A 14,192-nucleotide genomic window follows, 5' to 3' on the forward strand; every position below is an offset into this window, starting at 1 on the left:
GCGCTACAGCTTAGTGGAGGATTCGGGCTCACCTTGTTTCGCTGACGATGTGCGTTTCACCTGTTCCGGCTCATTACTCGGACCGGCTGGTTCGGGATTCTCGTCCGGGTAGCCTTCGGGATTGGCTGATTGCCAGCGCCAGACATCCGTGACCATGTCTTCGAGTCCCCGCTCGGATTTCCACCCTAGTTCCTCGCGGGCCAGCGTGGGATCGGCCCAATAGGCCGGCAAGTCCCCCGGACGTCGGTCAGTTACTTCGTACGGCACAACCCGGCCGGAGGCACGGGCAAATGCGTTGATGACCTCCAGCACGGACGAGCCGGTCCCGCTGCCCAGGTTCCACGCATGTAAGCCGCCGTGATCCAGTAGATACTCCAACGCTGTGAGGTGCCCGGCTGCCAGGTCGACGACATGAATGTAGTCCCTGACACCGGTTCCGTCTTCGGTGGGGTAGTCGTCTCCGAAGACGTTGACCTTCTCACGCCGCCCCACCGCCACCTGGGCGACGAATGGCATGAGGTTGTTGGGAGTACCTTGGGGATCTTCACCAATACGGCCCGATTCGTGGGCTCCGACAGGATTGAAATAACGAAGTTTTGCGACCTTCCAACGCGAATCAGACGCTGCGAGGTCGTCCAACATCTGTTCGATGTGCATCTTCGTCCGCCCATAGGGGTTCATGGCCGCCAACGGAAGTTGCTCCGTGTACTCGACCACTCCCCCAGCTTCTCCATACACCGTTGCGGACGAACTGAATACGATGGTTCGGACGCCTGCTTCCTCCATCCCCTCAAGGACGTTAAGAGTTCCAGTGACGTTTGTTCGGTAGTACCACAGCGGGCGCTGCGCAGACTCGCCGACGGCTTTCAGGCCAGCGAAGTGGATCACCGCATCAGGTTTCGTCGAATTAAGTACGGCCGCAATCGAAAGGGGATCCAAAAGGTCGGCCTCGTGTACATGTGCTTTACGGCCAGTCAGTTCGGCCACCCGGCGAAGCGACTCGGGCGAGGAGTTTGAGAAGTTATCCAGGACGTGGACTTCGTGTCCCTCCTCCAGGAGCAGGAGGACGGTATGGGATCCGATATAGCCGGCACCGCCGGTCACAAGAATGCGCATGGTCATAACTTTAGGATGCCCCAACCCAAATGCCGCAACTGGTGGCCGAGATGGCGCTGGCCGGCCCGCCCTAGTGGCAAGCCGGCCAGTGCCAGTGAGTTCGTCGCTTTTACACCAGACGCGTCAGCCAGCCGTGCGTATCCTCGACGGCACCGGTCTGGATGCCCAGCAACTGCGTACGAATACCCATCGCCACCGAGTCGGAGGGGGCCTCTGGAGTGGTGATCGATTCTTCTGCCGTCTTCAGTTCGCCGATGGGCGTGATGACCGCTGCTGTTCCGCAGGCGAAGACCTCGGAGAGGGAGCCGTCCTGGGCCGCTTTGCGCCACTCGTCGATCGTGATCTTCCGCTCCTGGACGGTCAGTCCGCGCTCCCGGGCGAGTTCGAGGACGGAAGAGCGCGTCACGCCGCGCAGGATGTTCCCGTTGAGTTCGGGGGTGACGAGCGTTCCGTCCTTGAAGACGAAGAAGACGTTCATGCCGCCCAGTTCGTCGACGGCATTGTCATTGGTCGGGTCCAGGAACAGAACCTGCTTGCAGTCATTGGCCTCGGCCTCGATTTGGGCTGCCAGGGAGGCTGCGTAGTTGCCACCGCACTTGGCTTCTCCCGTGCCACCGTGACCGGCACGTGCGTAGTTCGTGGACAGCCAGATGGACACCGGCTTGAGCTCGCCGCCGAAGTAGTTGCCTGCGGGTGAGGCAATGACCCGGTAGGACACTTCGTGCGACGGGCGGACACCGAGGAACGCCTCAGTGGCGATCATGAAGGGGCGCAGGTAGAGCGCTTCCCCGTCGCCGGAGGGCACCCATGCCTCATCGACAGCCACCAGCTTCTTGAGGGAGTCGATGAAGACGTCGGTCGGCAGTTCGGGCAGGGCCAGCCGACGGGCGGAGGCATTGAACCGGGCGGCGTTGGCCTCGGGGCGGAATGTCCAGACGCTGCCGTCAGCGTGGCGGTAGGCCTTGAGCCCCTCGAAGATCTCCTGGCCGTAGTGCAGCACCGCGGCAGCCGGGTCCATCATGATCGGCCCATACGGCTCGATGCGGGCGTCGTGCCAGATGCCCTTGCCCGAGGCGTCCTGGGTCCAGTCGACGATGGCGGTGTGGTCGGTGAAGTAGTCGCCAAACCCGGGATCTGCCAGGACCTTGGCGCGCTCTTCGGCGCTCTTGGGGGTGGTGGAGAGCTGTTGTGAGAATTCCATGGTGCCTGCGCACTTCCTCTGCAAAGTTTTTGTGCCGCGGGTCACGGGCGGCGATCTATCAGCCCCAGCTTATGACAGGGCCAGCGTGATCGCATCGCCGATCTCCGCCGTAGTGCGGGAATCAGTGAGTTCGGCGCGGGAATCGATGTCCCTCTCCACAGCGGCCTCGACGCGACGCGCGGCGTCAACCAAGCCCACATGTTCGAGCAGGAGTGCCGCCGAGAGGATGGCCGCCGTGGGATCGGCCTTCTGCTGCCCGGCGATGTCCGGGGCCGACCCGTGGACGGGTTCGAACATGGACGGACCGGTGCCCGCCATGTTGATGTTTCCCGAGGCGGCGAGTCCGATGCCTCCGGTCACCGCACCGGCCAAGTCGGTCAGGATGTCGCCAAACAGGTTGTCGGTCACGATGACGTCAAAGCGGGCCGGATCAGTGGTCATGTAGATCGTGGCCGCGTCCACATGCATGTAGTCGTGGGTGACGTCGGGGAAGTCGGCCGCCACCGTTTCCACGGTGCGGCGCCACAGGTGGCCGGCATGCACGAGCACGTTGTGCTTGTGCACCAGGGTCACGTGACGGCGCGGACGCTCGGAGGCACGGCGGAAGGCCTCACGCACCACACGCTCGACCCCATAGGCCGTGTTCACCGAGACCTCGGTGGCGATCTCGTGTTCGGTGCCCACGCGCAGAGCACCCCCGTTGCCGACATACGGGCCCTCGGTCCCCTCCCGGACGACGACGAAGTCGATGTCCCCGGGTGCCGCCAGGGGACTGGGAACTCCTTCGTAGAGTTTGGCCGGGCGGAGGTTGATGTAGTGATCGAGGCTGAAACGCAGTTTGAGCAGCAGCTCGCGTTCGATCAGGCCCGAGGGGATGCGCGTATCCCCGGGCGCAGCCCCCACGGCGCCGAAGAGGATGACGTCATGCTGGCGCAGCGCTGCCAGCGTCTCCTCGGTGAGCGTCTCGCCGGTGGCCAACCAGTGCTGCGCGCCCAGTTGGTAGTCGGTGATGCGGAGCGTCTGCTCGCCCATTTCGGTGGCCTTCTTCAACACCTTGATGGCTTCCGCAATGACTTCCGGGCCGATTCCGTCGCCGGGGATTACCGCCATATCGATCACTTTGCTCATGCTTTCCAGACTAGGAGTGCGTCCGAATAACAGACAAACTGTCTCATTATATGGACCACCAGGAATGTCGCCTTCTAGCAAAGCGACTCAAGGTAGATTCGCATATGAGAATGGTGCTTGTCGCTCATTTCATTCGACTATGCGGTTCCCATAACCCGTTCAAAATCGGCGACGGCGCGTCGATTATACTCTGCTGCGTCAAACTGAAACGCTGATCTCTCCGAGTCGATCGACGCCATCATGGCATCCGCTAATGCTTCGCTGGTCGGGGCAACGACATTTCCGGCACCGCGCGGCAGCGCACCCTCTACGGATCCAAACGAGGTAGTGATGACTGGAAGTCCTAGAACGAGCGCTTCCAGAAGGACCATCGGCTGCCCTTCGTAGTCACTCGAGAGAACAAATACGTCAGAGTGCCTCATCAAAACGTAGGGATTGCGCGTAAACCCGACCATCTTAATCGCATTCTCCAGCCCAAGTGCGCGAACTTGCGCATCCAGCTTGGAGCGCAAGGGCCCGTCCCCGACAATAACGAGCCGAGTCAATGCATCGGCCTTGTGGACAATACTGAAGGCATTGATTAGCCGAGAATGATTCTTTTCCGGCGACAGCCGACCGACAGTAATGAAAGTCTGATAGCGCTCAGCAGCCCCCTGGTTGGGAAGCTCTCCGGACTGACCGGCCGAGTAGCTGCTCCTGGGGTCAAGTAGCTCGTGGACAAGGCGTTCAACGATGTCACGCTCCTCCGGATCCAGCCCCGAATTGAATCCGCCGTGATGCTGGTCCGCAGGGAAGCCCATCCGAGACATCTGCAGAACTTTCTCGGCGTTAATCGTGTTGGGCGCGAAAGTGAATCGAGACGATGGTGCCCATTCCCACAGTGCCGAACTATTAATGGCGCTGAGACCAGCAGAGACAGACACAAGATTGTCGAAATGTTTATAGTTGCTGAACGTTGCTTGAAGGCCCTGCCTGAGCGGCTGATCACCATCGATCGAACGCAGTGCATCCGCCGCGAGATCGTTGTGTAGCCAAATGGACCGCGTCGCCTGCGGTCCACTGAGCAATAACATCCCCCAGAAAGGGGAGTATCCACTGAAATCAATCATGTGATCAAACTCAGCGTCGCCAAAACACCTAGTCCACTCCTGCCTCCAAATACGTTTAACGGAGGGAGACCTCGAAGCCCAATGCCCATCCCCGATCCGAAGAGCCTTTAATCGGAAGTAGTTCGGGATAACTTCGCCAGCAAAGCTTCCAAAGCGAAACATCACACGCGCTTGTGGATTGATCCTGGCGAAGTTGGCTTGTTTGTGTGGATCCTCGCTAAACGGGCAAAGAACTGTGACGTCGTAGCGCGAGTAATCTAGGCTGTCAAGCAAATTAAGTGCCGACGTGGTGATCCCATTTGGCTGCATTCCACCAACGTAAATTAGAAGACGTTTACGACCATCCGAGACATTCGACACGGCTCGGCTTTTGGAACGATTGCCGGCAAATACAACATCCACGACCCGTGCACAGACATTCCCATCATCATGAGGGAGAAACTGCTCGAGTTCCTCCATATATCGAGATGAGGGTAGGAACTCATCGGAAGACACAACGGAGGCAACCTCGAGCCCTAGACCATTTAGCGTTGTGGCAACCGGCCCGACGAATTCTTCGGGCACCGAATAAAGATCCCGGTAGGTACGGTATTCATCTAGGTCGGGAATGAAGAAGAGTACTGGCCGCTTACTGGGCAGGAAATCATAAAAGATGCTCGAATAATCTGTAATCAACACCGCTGCCGCCCCCAGTACGACATTGGTCGGCACAGAATTTGGAACCATAACTCCCTCGAGTTCCGGATCCATTTGGGCTGCATCTGCGACGACTTGATGGGCTTTAACCATTATTCTAAATTTGGCCGAATCGACTTGTTCTTGAAGGTGCCTAACGACACGAAGTAGATAGGCAGAATCCTGCTGAGGGCGAAAATAAGACGCCCCCTTCCAAGTTGGCGCATAGAGGATAATCCGACGCTTATCGACGGCCAGGCCACATTCGCCAAAGAGGGCGTCCAACTCGACCCGCGCCGCGGCTTCATCGCTCTGCCGATCCGTTCGCGGCAACCCTTCTTCAAGGATCGCCCCCGAATATATGTTCACGATTTTAAATGCTCTTCTATACAACCGTTCAGTCATTGCTGGCGAGGAAGACAGCAAATAGTCAGCGGCGAGAAAGTTCCGAATGATGTTCTTGGCATCAACTGCCCGCCCGATAATGTCGTAGCCCATCTTCTTTAGCGGGATGCCGTGCCAAGTATTTACGTATATCTGACCAGGACGTTTGCAGAAAGGAGCTGGAAAGCTGACGTTATTGATCAGAAACTTGGACGTAGAAAGTGCACGGTGATATTCCAGCGAACCATAACGAACGAAACTTACATTCGGGTGGTCGCGGAACTCAGACACCACTCCCGCATATCTCTCGAAGTCATTAAGCGCCCAGATGTGTTCGAGATGAGAATAGACAGGGTCGGCCAACAGAAAGCGAAAAATCGCCTCAGGACTACAGGTCATGCCATTTCCGGAGTAGGACTCATACAGAACGGTCGACTCTTCAATTGGAGCCCGGTGCCATCTACCTTTCGCCTCTGATACGGCTAGCCTCTTCGTGTGCCTGATCAAGTTGCCAAGGCTGTATTTGAAGTTCTTTACGCCCATCAGGCAGAAAAACCCAACACCAGAGATTTCATTTTTGGTCCCCCAACCGATTGCTGCCAACGTGGCATCGTCCTCTAAGAATTAATATGATTCCACGAAAGTTTACTGGACAAACTTTCGTATTGGAGCGCCCTGGGCAGATTTCCATTTTCGCTTTGTTCCTATGAGCGGCCAGAATATGAAGTGGAGACCTGTCACCGAAAAGTAAAGTGGAACCATGACTCCGCACCGCACCATAGATGCCTGGATCCGGAGCCACCCGGCACAGGTCGATGCCACATTGGCCATCGGGCTATGGGCCCTTCTCGCTCTGTCCACCGTTGTGCTCGGAGGCATGACGGGAACCCACCGGTTCCTGGAATTCGTCATCGGATCCCTCCAGGTCGTACCGCTGATCTGGCGACGCTCCCATCTGTTGGCCAGCAGCGCGGTCGTCACGCTCGGATGCCTGCTCCAGGTCGCCCTGGTTCCCACCTTCCTTCCCACCCAGGTGACCGTCCCCATCGTGGTCTACACACTGGCCAAGTTCGGCAAGCGCTGGGCCTCCTACGCCGGGCTGTGCGCGGGCATGGCCGGAGCGGTGCTGGCGACGCTGCGCTATGGCACCGTTAACGGACAGGCCATCGGGCTTCACTTGCTCCCCAGCTTTGTGGGCCTCGCCCTGATCGTGTTGGTCTCCTGGACATTCGGGGACCTCGCCCGCACCCGCCGACTGGCCGTCCGGGCGCTGGAGGACCGGGCGACACGTCTCGAAGTGGAAAGACAGCAGGAACGGGAGTTGGCGGCCTCGGACGAACGAGGACGCATTGCCCGGGAGATGCACGACATCGTGGCTCATTCACTCTCCGTCATCATCACGCAAGCCGACGGGGCCCGGTACGCCAGCGAAAAGGAGCCGGAGATCGCCCGCGAGACGCTGTCCACCATCTCGGAGACCGGGCGGAAGTCACTGCGGGAAATGCGCCGGCTCCTGGGCGTGTTGCGTGGCGACGAGCAGGCCTCCACGCGCCCCTTGCCCACGTTGGAGGACATCCCGGAGCTTCTCGAAGCCACCCGGACGGCAGGACTCGAGGTGGGCTATGACGTGCAGGGGTCACCGCGCCGTGAGCTGCCGCCCGGCGCCGAACTCACAGGCTACCGGGCGGTCCAAGAGGCACTCACCAACACGATTAAGCATGCTGGCCCGGCCGCCAGGGCCGACGTCCTTTTGCGGTGGACCAGTTCCGGGTTGGAGCTTGAGGTCATCGACGATGGTCGCGGGGCCGGCGCGACCGACGACAACGTCGGGGCCCAGCAGGGTCTGGTGGGCATGGCAGAACGGGTCGCCCTCTACGATGGACGTATCAGCACCGGGCCCCGGCCCCATGGCGGCTTCTCCGCCAGCATCTTCATCCCCTACACCGAGGACTAAGTGGACACCGAGAGCCCCACCCCGATCACCGTCGCCCTGGTCGACGACCAGCTCCTCGTCCGCAGTGGATTCCGGATGTTGATCAACTCCCAGTCCGACCTCGAGGTCGTCGCCGAGGCGACGAACGGGCGTGAGGCATTGGCGTCCCCCGCCCTAGCCCACGCCGACGTTGTCCTCATGGACGTGCGTATGCCGGAAATGGACGGGATCGAGACCACCGGAAAACTCCTGAAGGGCAAGGCCGAGGGCGGGCCACGCATCATCGTGCTGACAACGTTCGACCTTGACGAATACGCGCTGGCTGCCATCCAAGCCGGGGCCAGCGGTTTCCTGCTCAAGGACGCCCCGCCCGAGGAGCTGCTGGAGGCGATCCGCACCGTTCACCGCGGCGACGCGGTGATCGCCCCCTCCACGACACGGCGCCTTCTGGACCACGTGGCTCCCATGCTGCGTCGCCAGGTACCGGAGGCCTCCGGGCATGAACAGGCAGTAGCCTCACTGACGGCACGCGAACGGGAAGTCTTTGAACTGATTGCCTTGGGACGCTCCAACCCGGAGATCGCCGCTGGATTGTTCCTGTCCGAGGCAACCGTCAAGACGCACGTGGGACGCATCCTGGCCAAGCTACAGGCCCGCGACCGCGTCCAGGCCGTGGTCATCGCCTACGCAACGGGGATCGTCAGCCCCTAGCCACCGCCGCTCGACGTCAGTGGTGCTGCGGCCTCGGTCGGGGCGTGCGCACGAAAATGAAGAAGTACCACAGGCCACCGAAGACGATCAGCGATCCCAGGACGACCGTCATGGTCGACGGCGACATCCCGATGCTTGCAGTGCTCGCCGTGCCCGGGTGACCGGCGTCGGGGCCGTCGCCGGCATTCCCGGCGGCAGCCGTCGTGGCGTCGGTGCTGGAGGCGCCGGCAGCGCTCGACGACGACGTGGGTTCGGGGACCGAACCGCCCTCCGTCCCCCCTGGTGTGGCCAATCGGATCTGGCCGGAGGAGAAGTCATACACGAAGTCGCACGGTTCCAGGGAGCCGCGGGTCAACATCCTGCCGGTCGACGGGTCGATCAGCAGGCCGGTCTGCGGGTGGATGGGGTAGCCGGTGGCGGCATCGATGAGGAATCCGGTGCGTGCGTCGCGCTGGCCTCCCTGTTGGACCGCACCGGCACCGTTGTTGCTGTATTGCCGGCCGCCCGCGGAGGAGGACCATCCGTTACCGCCCTTTTCGCGGGCGTCGGACGACGCTCCACCCTGCGACGGGGTCTTGGAGGTGGGGTGTGACGGTGCCGGCGGCGTGGAGGGCTGCGTGGGCTGGCGCGTCGGATCGGCCGACGTCGACGGAGCCGGCGTGGGCTTCGACGTTTCAGTGGGCGGTGGGGTGGGCTCGGTCGACGGCGAGGTCGGGTCCGATGATCCATCGCCCGGATCGCTTGGATCCGTCGGCTCAGCGGTCTCCGACGGGTCGGCCGTCGGCGGGGTGCCGGCCCCCGGGGAGCCGGGTGCATCGTCGCCCGCGCCAGGATCCGTCACGGAGGGAACGGCGGCGCTGGGGCCCGGAGCCGAGCTGCCGGGCGCCGGATCGGAGGTCGGGACCAGTTCGGTGGCCGCCGCACCGACGGCGTCGCCCAGGGGCTTCAGCGTCAGTTCCGAGCGGACCGGATCGGACTCCGGGCCGGGTGTGGAGGTCGCCGCGCTCGCTGCCGAGACGCCGAGGGAGCCGACCAGCACCACGGCGCCGAGCAAACCGGCAGCGCGCAGGGAGGAGCGCTGCAACGACTGCTGTTTCGCCGGGCGCATCTGCCTCCCTGGGATGTCCGGTGCCGGGTGGTACTCCCTCCATCATAACGAAAGAGTCACGATCCGGCATCGGCGGGGCACCGCCGTCGTGCTATTTGGAGAGGTTTCCGTCCCGGAAATCCTTGAAGACCGACTCCGTTTGGGAGGTGATGTTCAGGATCGACTGGCGGTCCGCGCTCCACCCATAATCCGCAGTGGGAACACGATGCCCGACCTTCTTCAGGTCCGTCTGGTAGGCCCACGCACCAAACGTCAGCGCCTGCTCGGCGGTGAGATCGGTCACGACGTGCTTGTTCGCCGTGTCCAGCACCGTGGCCAGGCCCTCGGGCCCCTTGGCGATGGCGTAGGCGCCGATGCCCGTCAGCGTCAGGCCCTGGTTGAAGCTGCGGTCGAAGTCGCCCTTGGGCAGCGTCTTGCGTTCGCGGGAGAACCAGAAGGCGTCGTACCCGTCGACGTGGTGCTTGCCCTTCGGCACGGCCCTGACCTTCATGGGGGCGTTGATGGTGATGCCGCCGAGCTCGTCGATCATCTTCTGGAAGCCGGTGAAACCGGTCAGCACGTAGCCCTCGATGTCCAGGTCGGTCACCTGTGCGACCAGCTTGGCCTCCGCCGCGGGGCCGCCGCGGGTCATGGCGTTGTTGATCTTGGCCTTCCCGCCGCCGGGCTGGGTGACCCACAAATCCCGCGGGATGCCCATGACTCCGCCGCCGCCCTTGCCGTCGACGCCGACCACCTGCAGGGCGTCGGCGCGTTCGGCCGTGATCTTCTCGCCCTTCTTCTCCCGGGCGTCCGATCCCATCAGCAGCACATGTCGTTTGCCGCCCAGGGCTGCGTCCTTCACGCCGAGCGAGGGCCACCAGCCGCCGACTGCCGTCCAGGTGTCCTTTTTCTTCACCGCCAGGGTGACGTCCTTGCCGCTGGTCAGCACCGCGAAGTGCTGCCGGTTCCAGGTCCCCGCGGTGCCGGTGACCCGTGGGGTGCCCTGGGCCGCCTGGGCGTTCTTCAGAGCCGCGGTGGCCGGGCCGGACGTGGGCACGGTCTTCCCGGTGTAGAGCCTGGTGGCGAACGCGGTCAGTTCCTTCGAGAGGCCCTTCGACGCGATGGCCGGCTTCGGTGCCGCCGACGTCGATGCAGCGGTGGTCGGTGCCGGGCTCGGTGCGGGCTCGGCGGGCTTCGAGCAGCCGGTGAGCAGGGCCAGGGTCAACACGGGGGCGAGCACGGCGGCGGCAGTGGTGGAGCGCAGGGTCATGCAACCATTGTGACGTGCGCCGCCGTCGCGGGCCGCGAACGCCACGCCCCGGCACCCCACCCGCACCCCCAGGTCATACCCCGGTATGACCCCGGCCGACGCCAAGACCCTCCGCCGGGCTGATCCGTTCGCGGGCCCCCACACCATAGATTGATGACCATGACGATCACCGACACCCACTCCACCACCCAGGCGGTCTCCGCCCGGGCCCTGACCAAGGTCTACGGCTCCGGCCCCACGGCGGTCCACGCCCTCGCCGGCGTCGACGTGTCCTTCACCGCCGGACGCTTCACCGCCATCATGGGCCCCTCCGGATCCGGCAAGTCCACCCTGATGCACTGCTTGGCCGGACTGGATTCGGCCACCTCCGGCTCCATCACGATCGCCGGGCAGGACCTCACCGCCCTGGACGACAACGCGCTCACCCGCCTGCGCCGCGAAAAGATCGGCTTCGTCTTCCAGTCCTTCAACCTGGTGCCCACCCTCACCGCCGAACAGAACATCCTGCTGCCCCTGCAGCTCGCCGGAACCAAGCACGACGCCGGATGGCTGGCCCAGGTGGTCGCCACCCTCGGTCTCGGGGACCGGCTGGGCCACAAGCCGCACGAGCTCTCCGGCGGACAGCAGCAGCGCGTCGCCGTCGCCCGCGCCCTGCTGGCGCGCCCCGCCGTCGTCTTCGGGGACGAGCCCACCGGCAACCTGGACACCCGCACCGGCGCCGAAGTCCTGTCGCTGCTGCGCTCCTCGGTGAAGGAAATGGGCCAGACCATCATCATGGTCACCCACGACCCGGTCGCCGCCGGCTATGCCGACGAGGTGCTGCTGATGCGCGACGGCGAACTCGTGGGAAACCTGTCCGATCCGACGCCGGAAGCCGTCACCGCGGCGCTGGCCTCCCTGGGGGCCTGACGTGCTGTCACTCGCCCTGGCCAACCTCCGCACCTACTCCCGCCGCTTCATCGCCGTCACCCTGGCCGTGATGATCGGGACCGCGTTCCTCTCGGCCACCCTGATGGTCAACTCCTCCGCCACCGCCTCGCTGGAACGCAGCATCGGCGAGGCCTACCAGCACGCCGACCTGGTCGCCGGCATCGACGCCGACCAGCCCACCACCGACGACGAGGCGCTCGGCACGAAGCAGCTGGCCGCGGTGGCCGCCGTCCCCGGGGTCGCCGCCGTCGAACCCCAGACCAGCACCGGCGTCCGCATTGCCACCGGCACCGGCGACTACAACGCCGTCGTGCAGCCCTTCGCCGCCGACGCGCAGCTGCGCACCACCGCGATGGTCTCCGGGCACGCCCCCACCGGCGGTTCGCAGGTCACCGTGGATGAGAAGCACGCCACGCAGTACGGCCTGGACACCGGCGACACCGTCGGCGTTACCGCTTCCACCCCCGACGGCACCGTCCTGGACTACCCGGCGACGATCACCGGGATCACCACCTCCTCGAACAGCCCGTTCCTGGGCTCGAACCTGCAGGTCGCCGTCTCCCCCGACCGCTATGCCGACTTCGCCGGGGCCGACCCGTACTACGAGTCCCTGCTGGTCCGCCTCGACGACGGGACGGACCCGGCCGCCGCGACCGGCGCCATCACCGACGCCCTGCGCGGCCACGGGATCTCCTCCCCCTCGGTCATGACCGCGCAGGAACGCACCGTCAAGGACCTGGCCTCCTTCACCGGCGGACAGGACCAGTTCACCGGCATCCTGCTGGTCTTCGCGCTCATCGCCCTGGTGGTGACCGGGCTGGTGGTGATGAACACGTTCGCCGTGCTCGTCGCCCAGCGCACCCGCGAACTTGCCCTCCTGCGCACCCTCGGGGCACTGCGCGTCCAGCTGCGCCGTTCCGTGCTCATCGAGGCGCTGGTGGTCGGCGTCGTGTCCTCGGCGCTCGGCGTGCTGTTGGCCATCGGCGTGATGGCCTCGCTGGTCGGCTACGTCTCCACGCTGCCGGAGGCATCGTTCGCCGTGCTCTCCGTCTCACCGGCCTCGGTCATCGCCGGGCTGGTGGTCGGCACCCTCATGACGCTCATCGCCGCCTGGGCGCCGGCCCGCCGGGCGATGTCGGTGGCGCCGTTGGCGGCACTGCGCCCGGCCGACGACGCCTCGGTGCACAACCGCATCGGCAAGCTGCGCCTGGTGTTCGGGGTGCTGCTGGCGCTCGGCGGCGGCGCATTGCTTGCCTTCGGCGCCGTCTCCCACAACCTGCTGGTCGGCTTCTTCGGCGGCCTGCTCTCCTTCATCGGCATCCTCATGCTCGCCTCGCTGTTCCTGCCCGGCGCCGTGCGTGGGGTGGGCCGGCTGTTCGGCGGCACCGGCGTGCCGGCGAAGCTGGCCTCCCTGAACGCCGTCCGCAACCCCGGACGCACCACGGCCACCGCCACCGCGCTGCTCATCGGCGTCACCCTGGTCTCGATGATGATGGTCGGCGCGCAGACCACCAAACAGTCCTTCGGCGCCGAACTGGGCCGGAACTACCTGGTGGACTTCACGGTCGACTCCCCCGCCGCCTACGGGGAGAACTTCGGTGGGGCCCCGCTGCCGGAGTCCTCCGGGGAGGCTGGCTCCGGCGCGGCGGCCCCCGCCAAGGCCCAGCTCGGCGAAAAGCAAGCCAGGCAGGCCGCAGCGGTCGACGGGGTCTCAGACGTCGCCCTTTTGACCCCGGTGGGCGTCGATTCGGACGGCCAGACTGCCTATGCTGCAGATCCCGCGGATCTGAAAAAGGTGCTCAACGAGCCTGGCCTGGTGCCCGCTGATGGCGAAATCATCGTCGGCCAGCTGGTGGAGAAGAAGACACTGGAGGTCCGCACGTCCGATGATGCGTCGCCCACGGCATTGACGACCAAGCACTCGAAGTCGGACATCACCGCCCCACTCATGACACTGAAAACGGCCGAACAGCTCGACGGATACAGCCCGGGCGCGGGCAGTCGGGAGTACACTGCGGCAGATGGTTCCACCAGCATGGCCGCCTACCCGGTCCTGTGGATCAAGGCGGCCCCTGGCCTGGACAGCGGGCAGCTGCAGGACCTCGGCAAGACGCTCGCGGCCGAGCTGCGGGTCTCCGACTACCAGGTCGCCGGCGGTGCCCTGGAGAAGGCCCTGTTCACCCAGGTGATCGACACGCTGCTGCTCGTCGTCTCCGGCCTGCTGGCCGTGGCCGTGTTCATCGCGCTCATCGGGGTCGCGAACACCTTGAGCCTCTCGGTGCTCGAACGCACCCGGGAATCGGCCCTGCTGCGGGCCCTGGGCCTGACCCGTGGGCAGCTGCGCGGGATGCTGGCGCTGGAGGCCGTGCTGATCGCCGGGGTCGCGGCGCTGCTGGGCATCCTGCTCGGGACCACCTACGGGGTGCTCGGTGCGCAGTCGGCGGTCGGATCATTCGCCGCCATCACCCTGTCGCTGCCGTGGGCCCAGCTGCTGCTGGTCCTCGGGGTCAGCGTGCTGGCCGCGCTGGCCGCCTCGATCGTCCCGGCCCGCCGTGCGGCACGCCTGTCCCCGGTGGAAGGGCTCGCGAACGAATAGCCTCGGCTTAACGCCAGCGCCCCCGGGCGGAACCGCGGTTCCGCCCGGGGGC

Annotated in this window: 10 protein-coding genes; 4 read left to right on the forward strand and 6 right to left on the reverse strand. The window is 64.3% G+C overall.

Features of this window, described 5'->3' with window-relative positions:
- Positions 1-3: 3 nt before the first annotated feature.
- The 4 genes from galE to ACN0TP_RS09965 form a co-directional block, all read right to left on the reverse strand.
- Positions 4-1,116: a UDP-glucose 4-epimerase GalE gene (gene galE, locus ACN0TP_RS09950; RefSeq protein WP_417218860.1), complete on the reverse strand. Its 1,113-nt coding sequence runs from the start codon at positions 1,114-1,116 to the stop codon at positions 4-6.
- A 109-nt stretch (positions 1,117-1,225) separates the two neighbouring features.
- Positions 1,226-2,317, reverse strand: a complete 1,092-nt coding sequence (locus ACN0TP_RS09955) for a branched-chain amino acid aminotransferase (protein ID WP_417218685.1) — start codon at positions 2,315-2,317, stop codon at positions 1,226-1,228.
- Between the two features lie 69 nt (positions 2,318-2,386).
- Positions 2,387-3,445, reverse strand: a complete 1,059-nt coding sequence (locus ACN0TP_RS09960) for a 3-isopropylmalate dehydrogenase (RefSeq protein ID WP_417218686.1) — start codon at positions 3,443-3,445, stop codon at positions 2,387-2,389.
- Positions 3,446-3,582: 137 nt separating this feature from the next.
- Positions 3,583-6,216 (reverse strand): CDP-glycerol glycerophosphotransferase family protein, encoded by a 2,634-nt coding sequence (locus ACN0TP_RS09965; protein WP_417218687.1) that lies wholly within the window; start codon positions 6,214-6,216, stop codon positions 3,583-3,585.
- Between the two features lie 157 nt (positions 6,217-6,373).
- Between ACN0TP_RS09965 and ACN0TP_RS09970 the strand changes: the two genes are divergently transcribed.
- The gene (locus ACN0TP_RS09970; RefSeq protein WP_417218688.1) at positions 6,374-7,567 is read left to right on the forward strand and encodes a sensor histidine kinase; all 1,194 of its coding nucleotides are present in this window, start codon (positions 6,374-6,376) and stop codon (positions 7,565-7,567) included.
- The gene (locus tag ACN0TP_RS09975) at positions 7,568-8,257 is read left to right on the forward strand and encodes a response regulator (RefSeq protein ID WP_417218689.1); all 690 of its coding nucleotides are present in this window, start codon (positions 7,568-7,570) and stop codon (positions 8,255-8,257) included.
- 16 nt (positions 8,258-8,273) lie between these two features.
- On the opposite strand, the gene ACN0TP_RS09980 is transcribed toward ACN0TP_RS09975, so the two are convergent.
- Positions 8,274-9,365 (reverse strand): hypothetical protein, encoded by a 1,092-nt coding sequence (locus tag ACN0TP_RS09980; protein WP_417218690.1) that lies wholly within the window; start codon positions 9,363-9,365, stop codon positions 8,274-8,276.
- A gap of 91 nt (positions 9,366-9,456) precedes the next feature.
- Positions 9,457-10,614, reverse strand: a complete 1,158-nt coding sequence (locus tag ACN0TP_RS09985; protein ID WP_417218691.1) for an LCP family protein — start codon at positions 10,612-10,614, stop codon at positions 9,457-9,459.
- A 159-nt stretch (positions 10,615-10,773) separates the two neighbouring features.
- Here ACN0TP_RS09985 and ACN0TP_RS09990 point away from each other — a divergent pair, with 159 nt between their 5' ends.
- Together ACN0TP_RS09990 and ACN0TP_RS09995 are read left to right on the forward strand one after the other, a co-directional pair.
- A complete protein-coding gene (locus tag ACN0TP_RS09990; protein ID WP_417218692.1) occupies positions 10,774-11,523 on the forward strand; it encodes an ABC transporter ATP-binding protein in 750 nt (249 codons plus the stop codon).
- Position 11,524: 1 nt separating this feature from the next.
- Positions 11,525-14,140, forward strand: a complete 2,616-nt coding sequence (locus tag ACN0TP_RS09995; RefSeq protein WP_417218693.1) for an ABC transporter permease — start codon at positions 11,525-11,527, stop codon at positions 14,138-14,140.
- Positions 14,141-14,192 lie beyond the last annotated feature (52 nt).

This window comes from Arthrobacter sp. (genome assembly GCF_048266065.1).
In the GTDB taxonomy this organism is placed as follows: Bacteria; Actinomycetota; Actinomycetes; order Actinomycetales; family Micrococcaceae; genus Arthrobacter_H.

Coding starts and splice junctions, on each gene's coding strand:
- galE (WP_417218860.1), bottom strand. CDS start 1,116: ATGCGCATTCTTGTGACCGGCGGTGCCGGCTATATCGGATCCCATACC.
- ACN0TP_RS09955 (WP_417218685.1), bottom strand. CDS start 2,317: ATGGAATTCTCACAACAGCTCTCCACCACCCCCAAGAGCGCCGAAGAG.
- ACN0TP_RS09960 (WP_417218686.1), bottom strand. CDS start 3,445: ATGAGCAAAGTGATCGATATGGCGGTAATCCCCGGCGACGGAATCGGC.
- ACN0TP_RS09970 (WP_417218688.1), top strand. CDS start 6,374: ATGACTCCGCACCGCACCATAGATGCCTGGATCCGGAGCCACCCGGCA.
- ACN0TP_RS09980 (WP_417218690.1), bottom strand. CDS start 9,365: ATGCGCCCGGCGAAACAGCAGTCGTTGCAGCGCTCCTCCCTGCGCGCT.
- ACN0TP_RS09985 (WP_417218691.1), bottom strand. CDS start 10,614: ATGACCCTGCGCTCCACCACTGCCGCCGCCGTGCTCGCCCCCGTGTTG.
- ACN0TP_RS09990 (WP_417218692.1), top strand. CDS start 10,774: ATGACGATCACCGACACCCACTCCACCACCCAGGCGGTCTCCGCCCGG.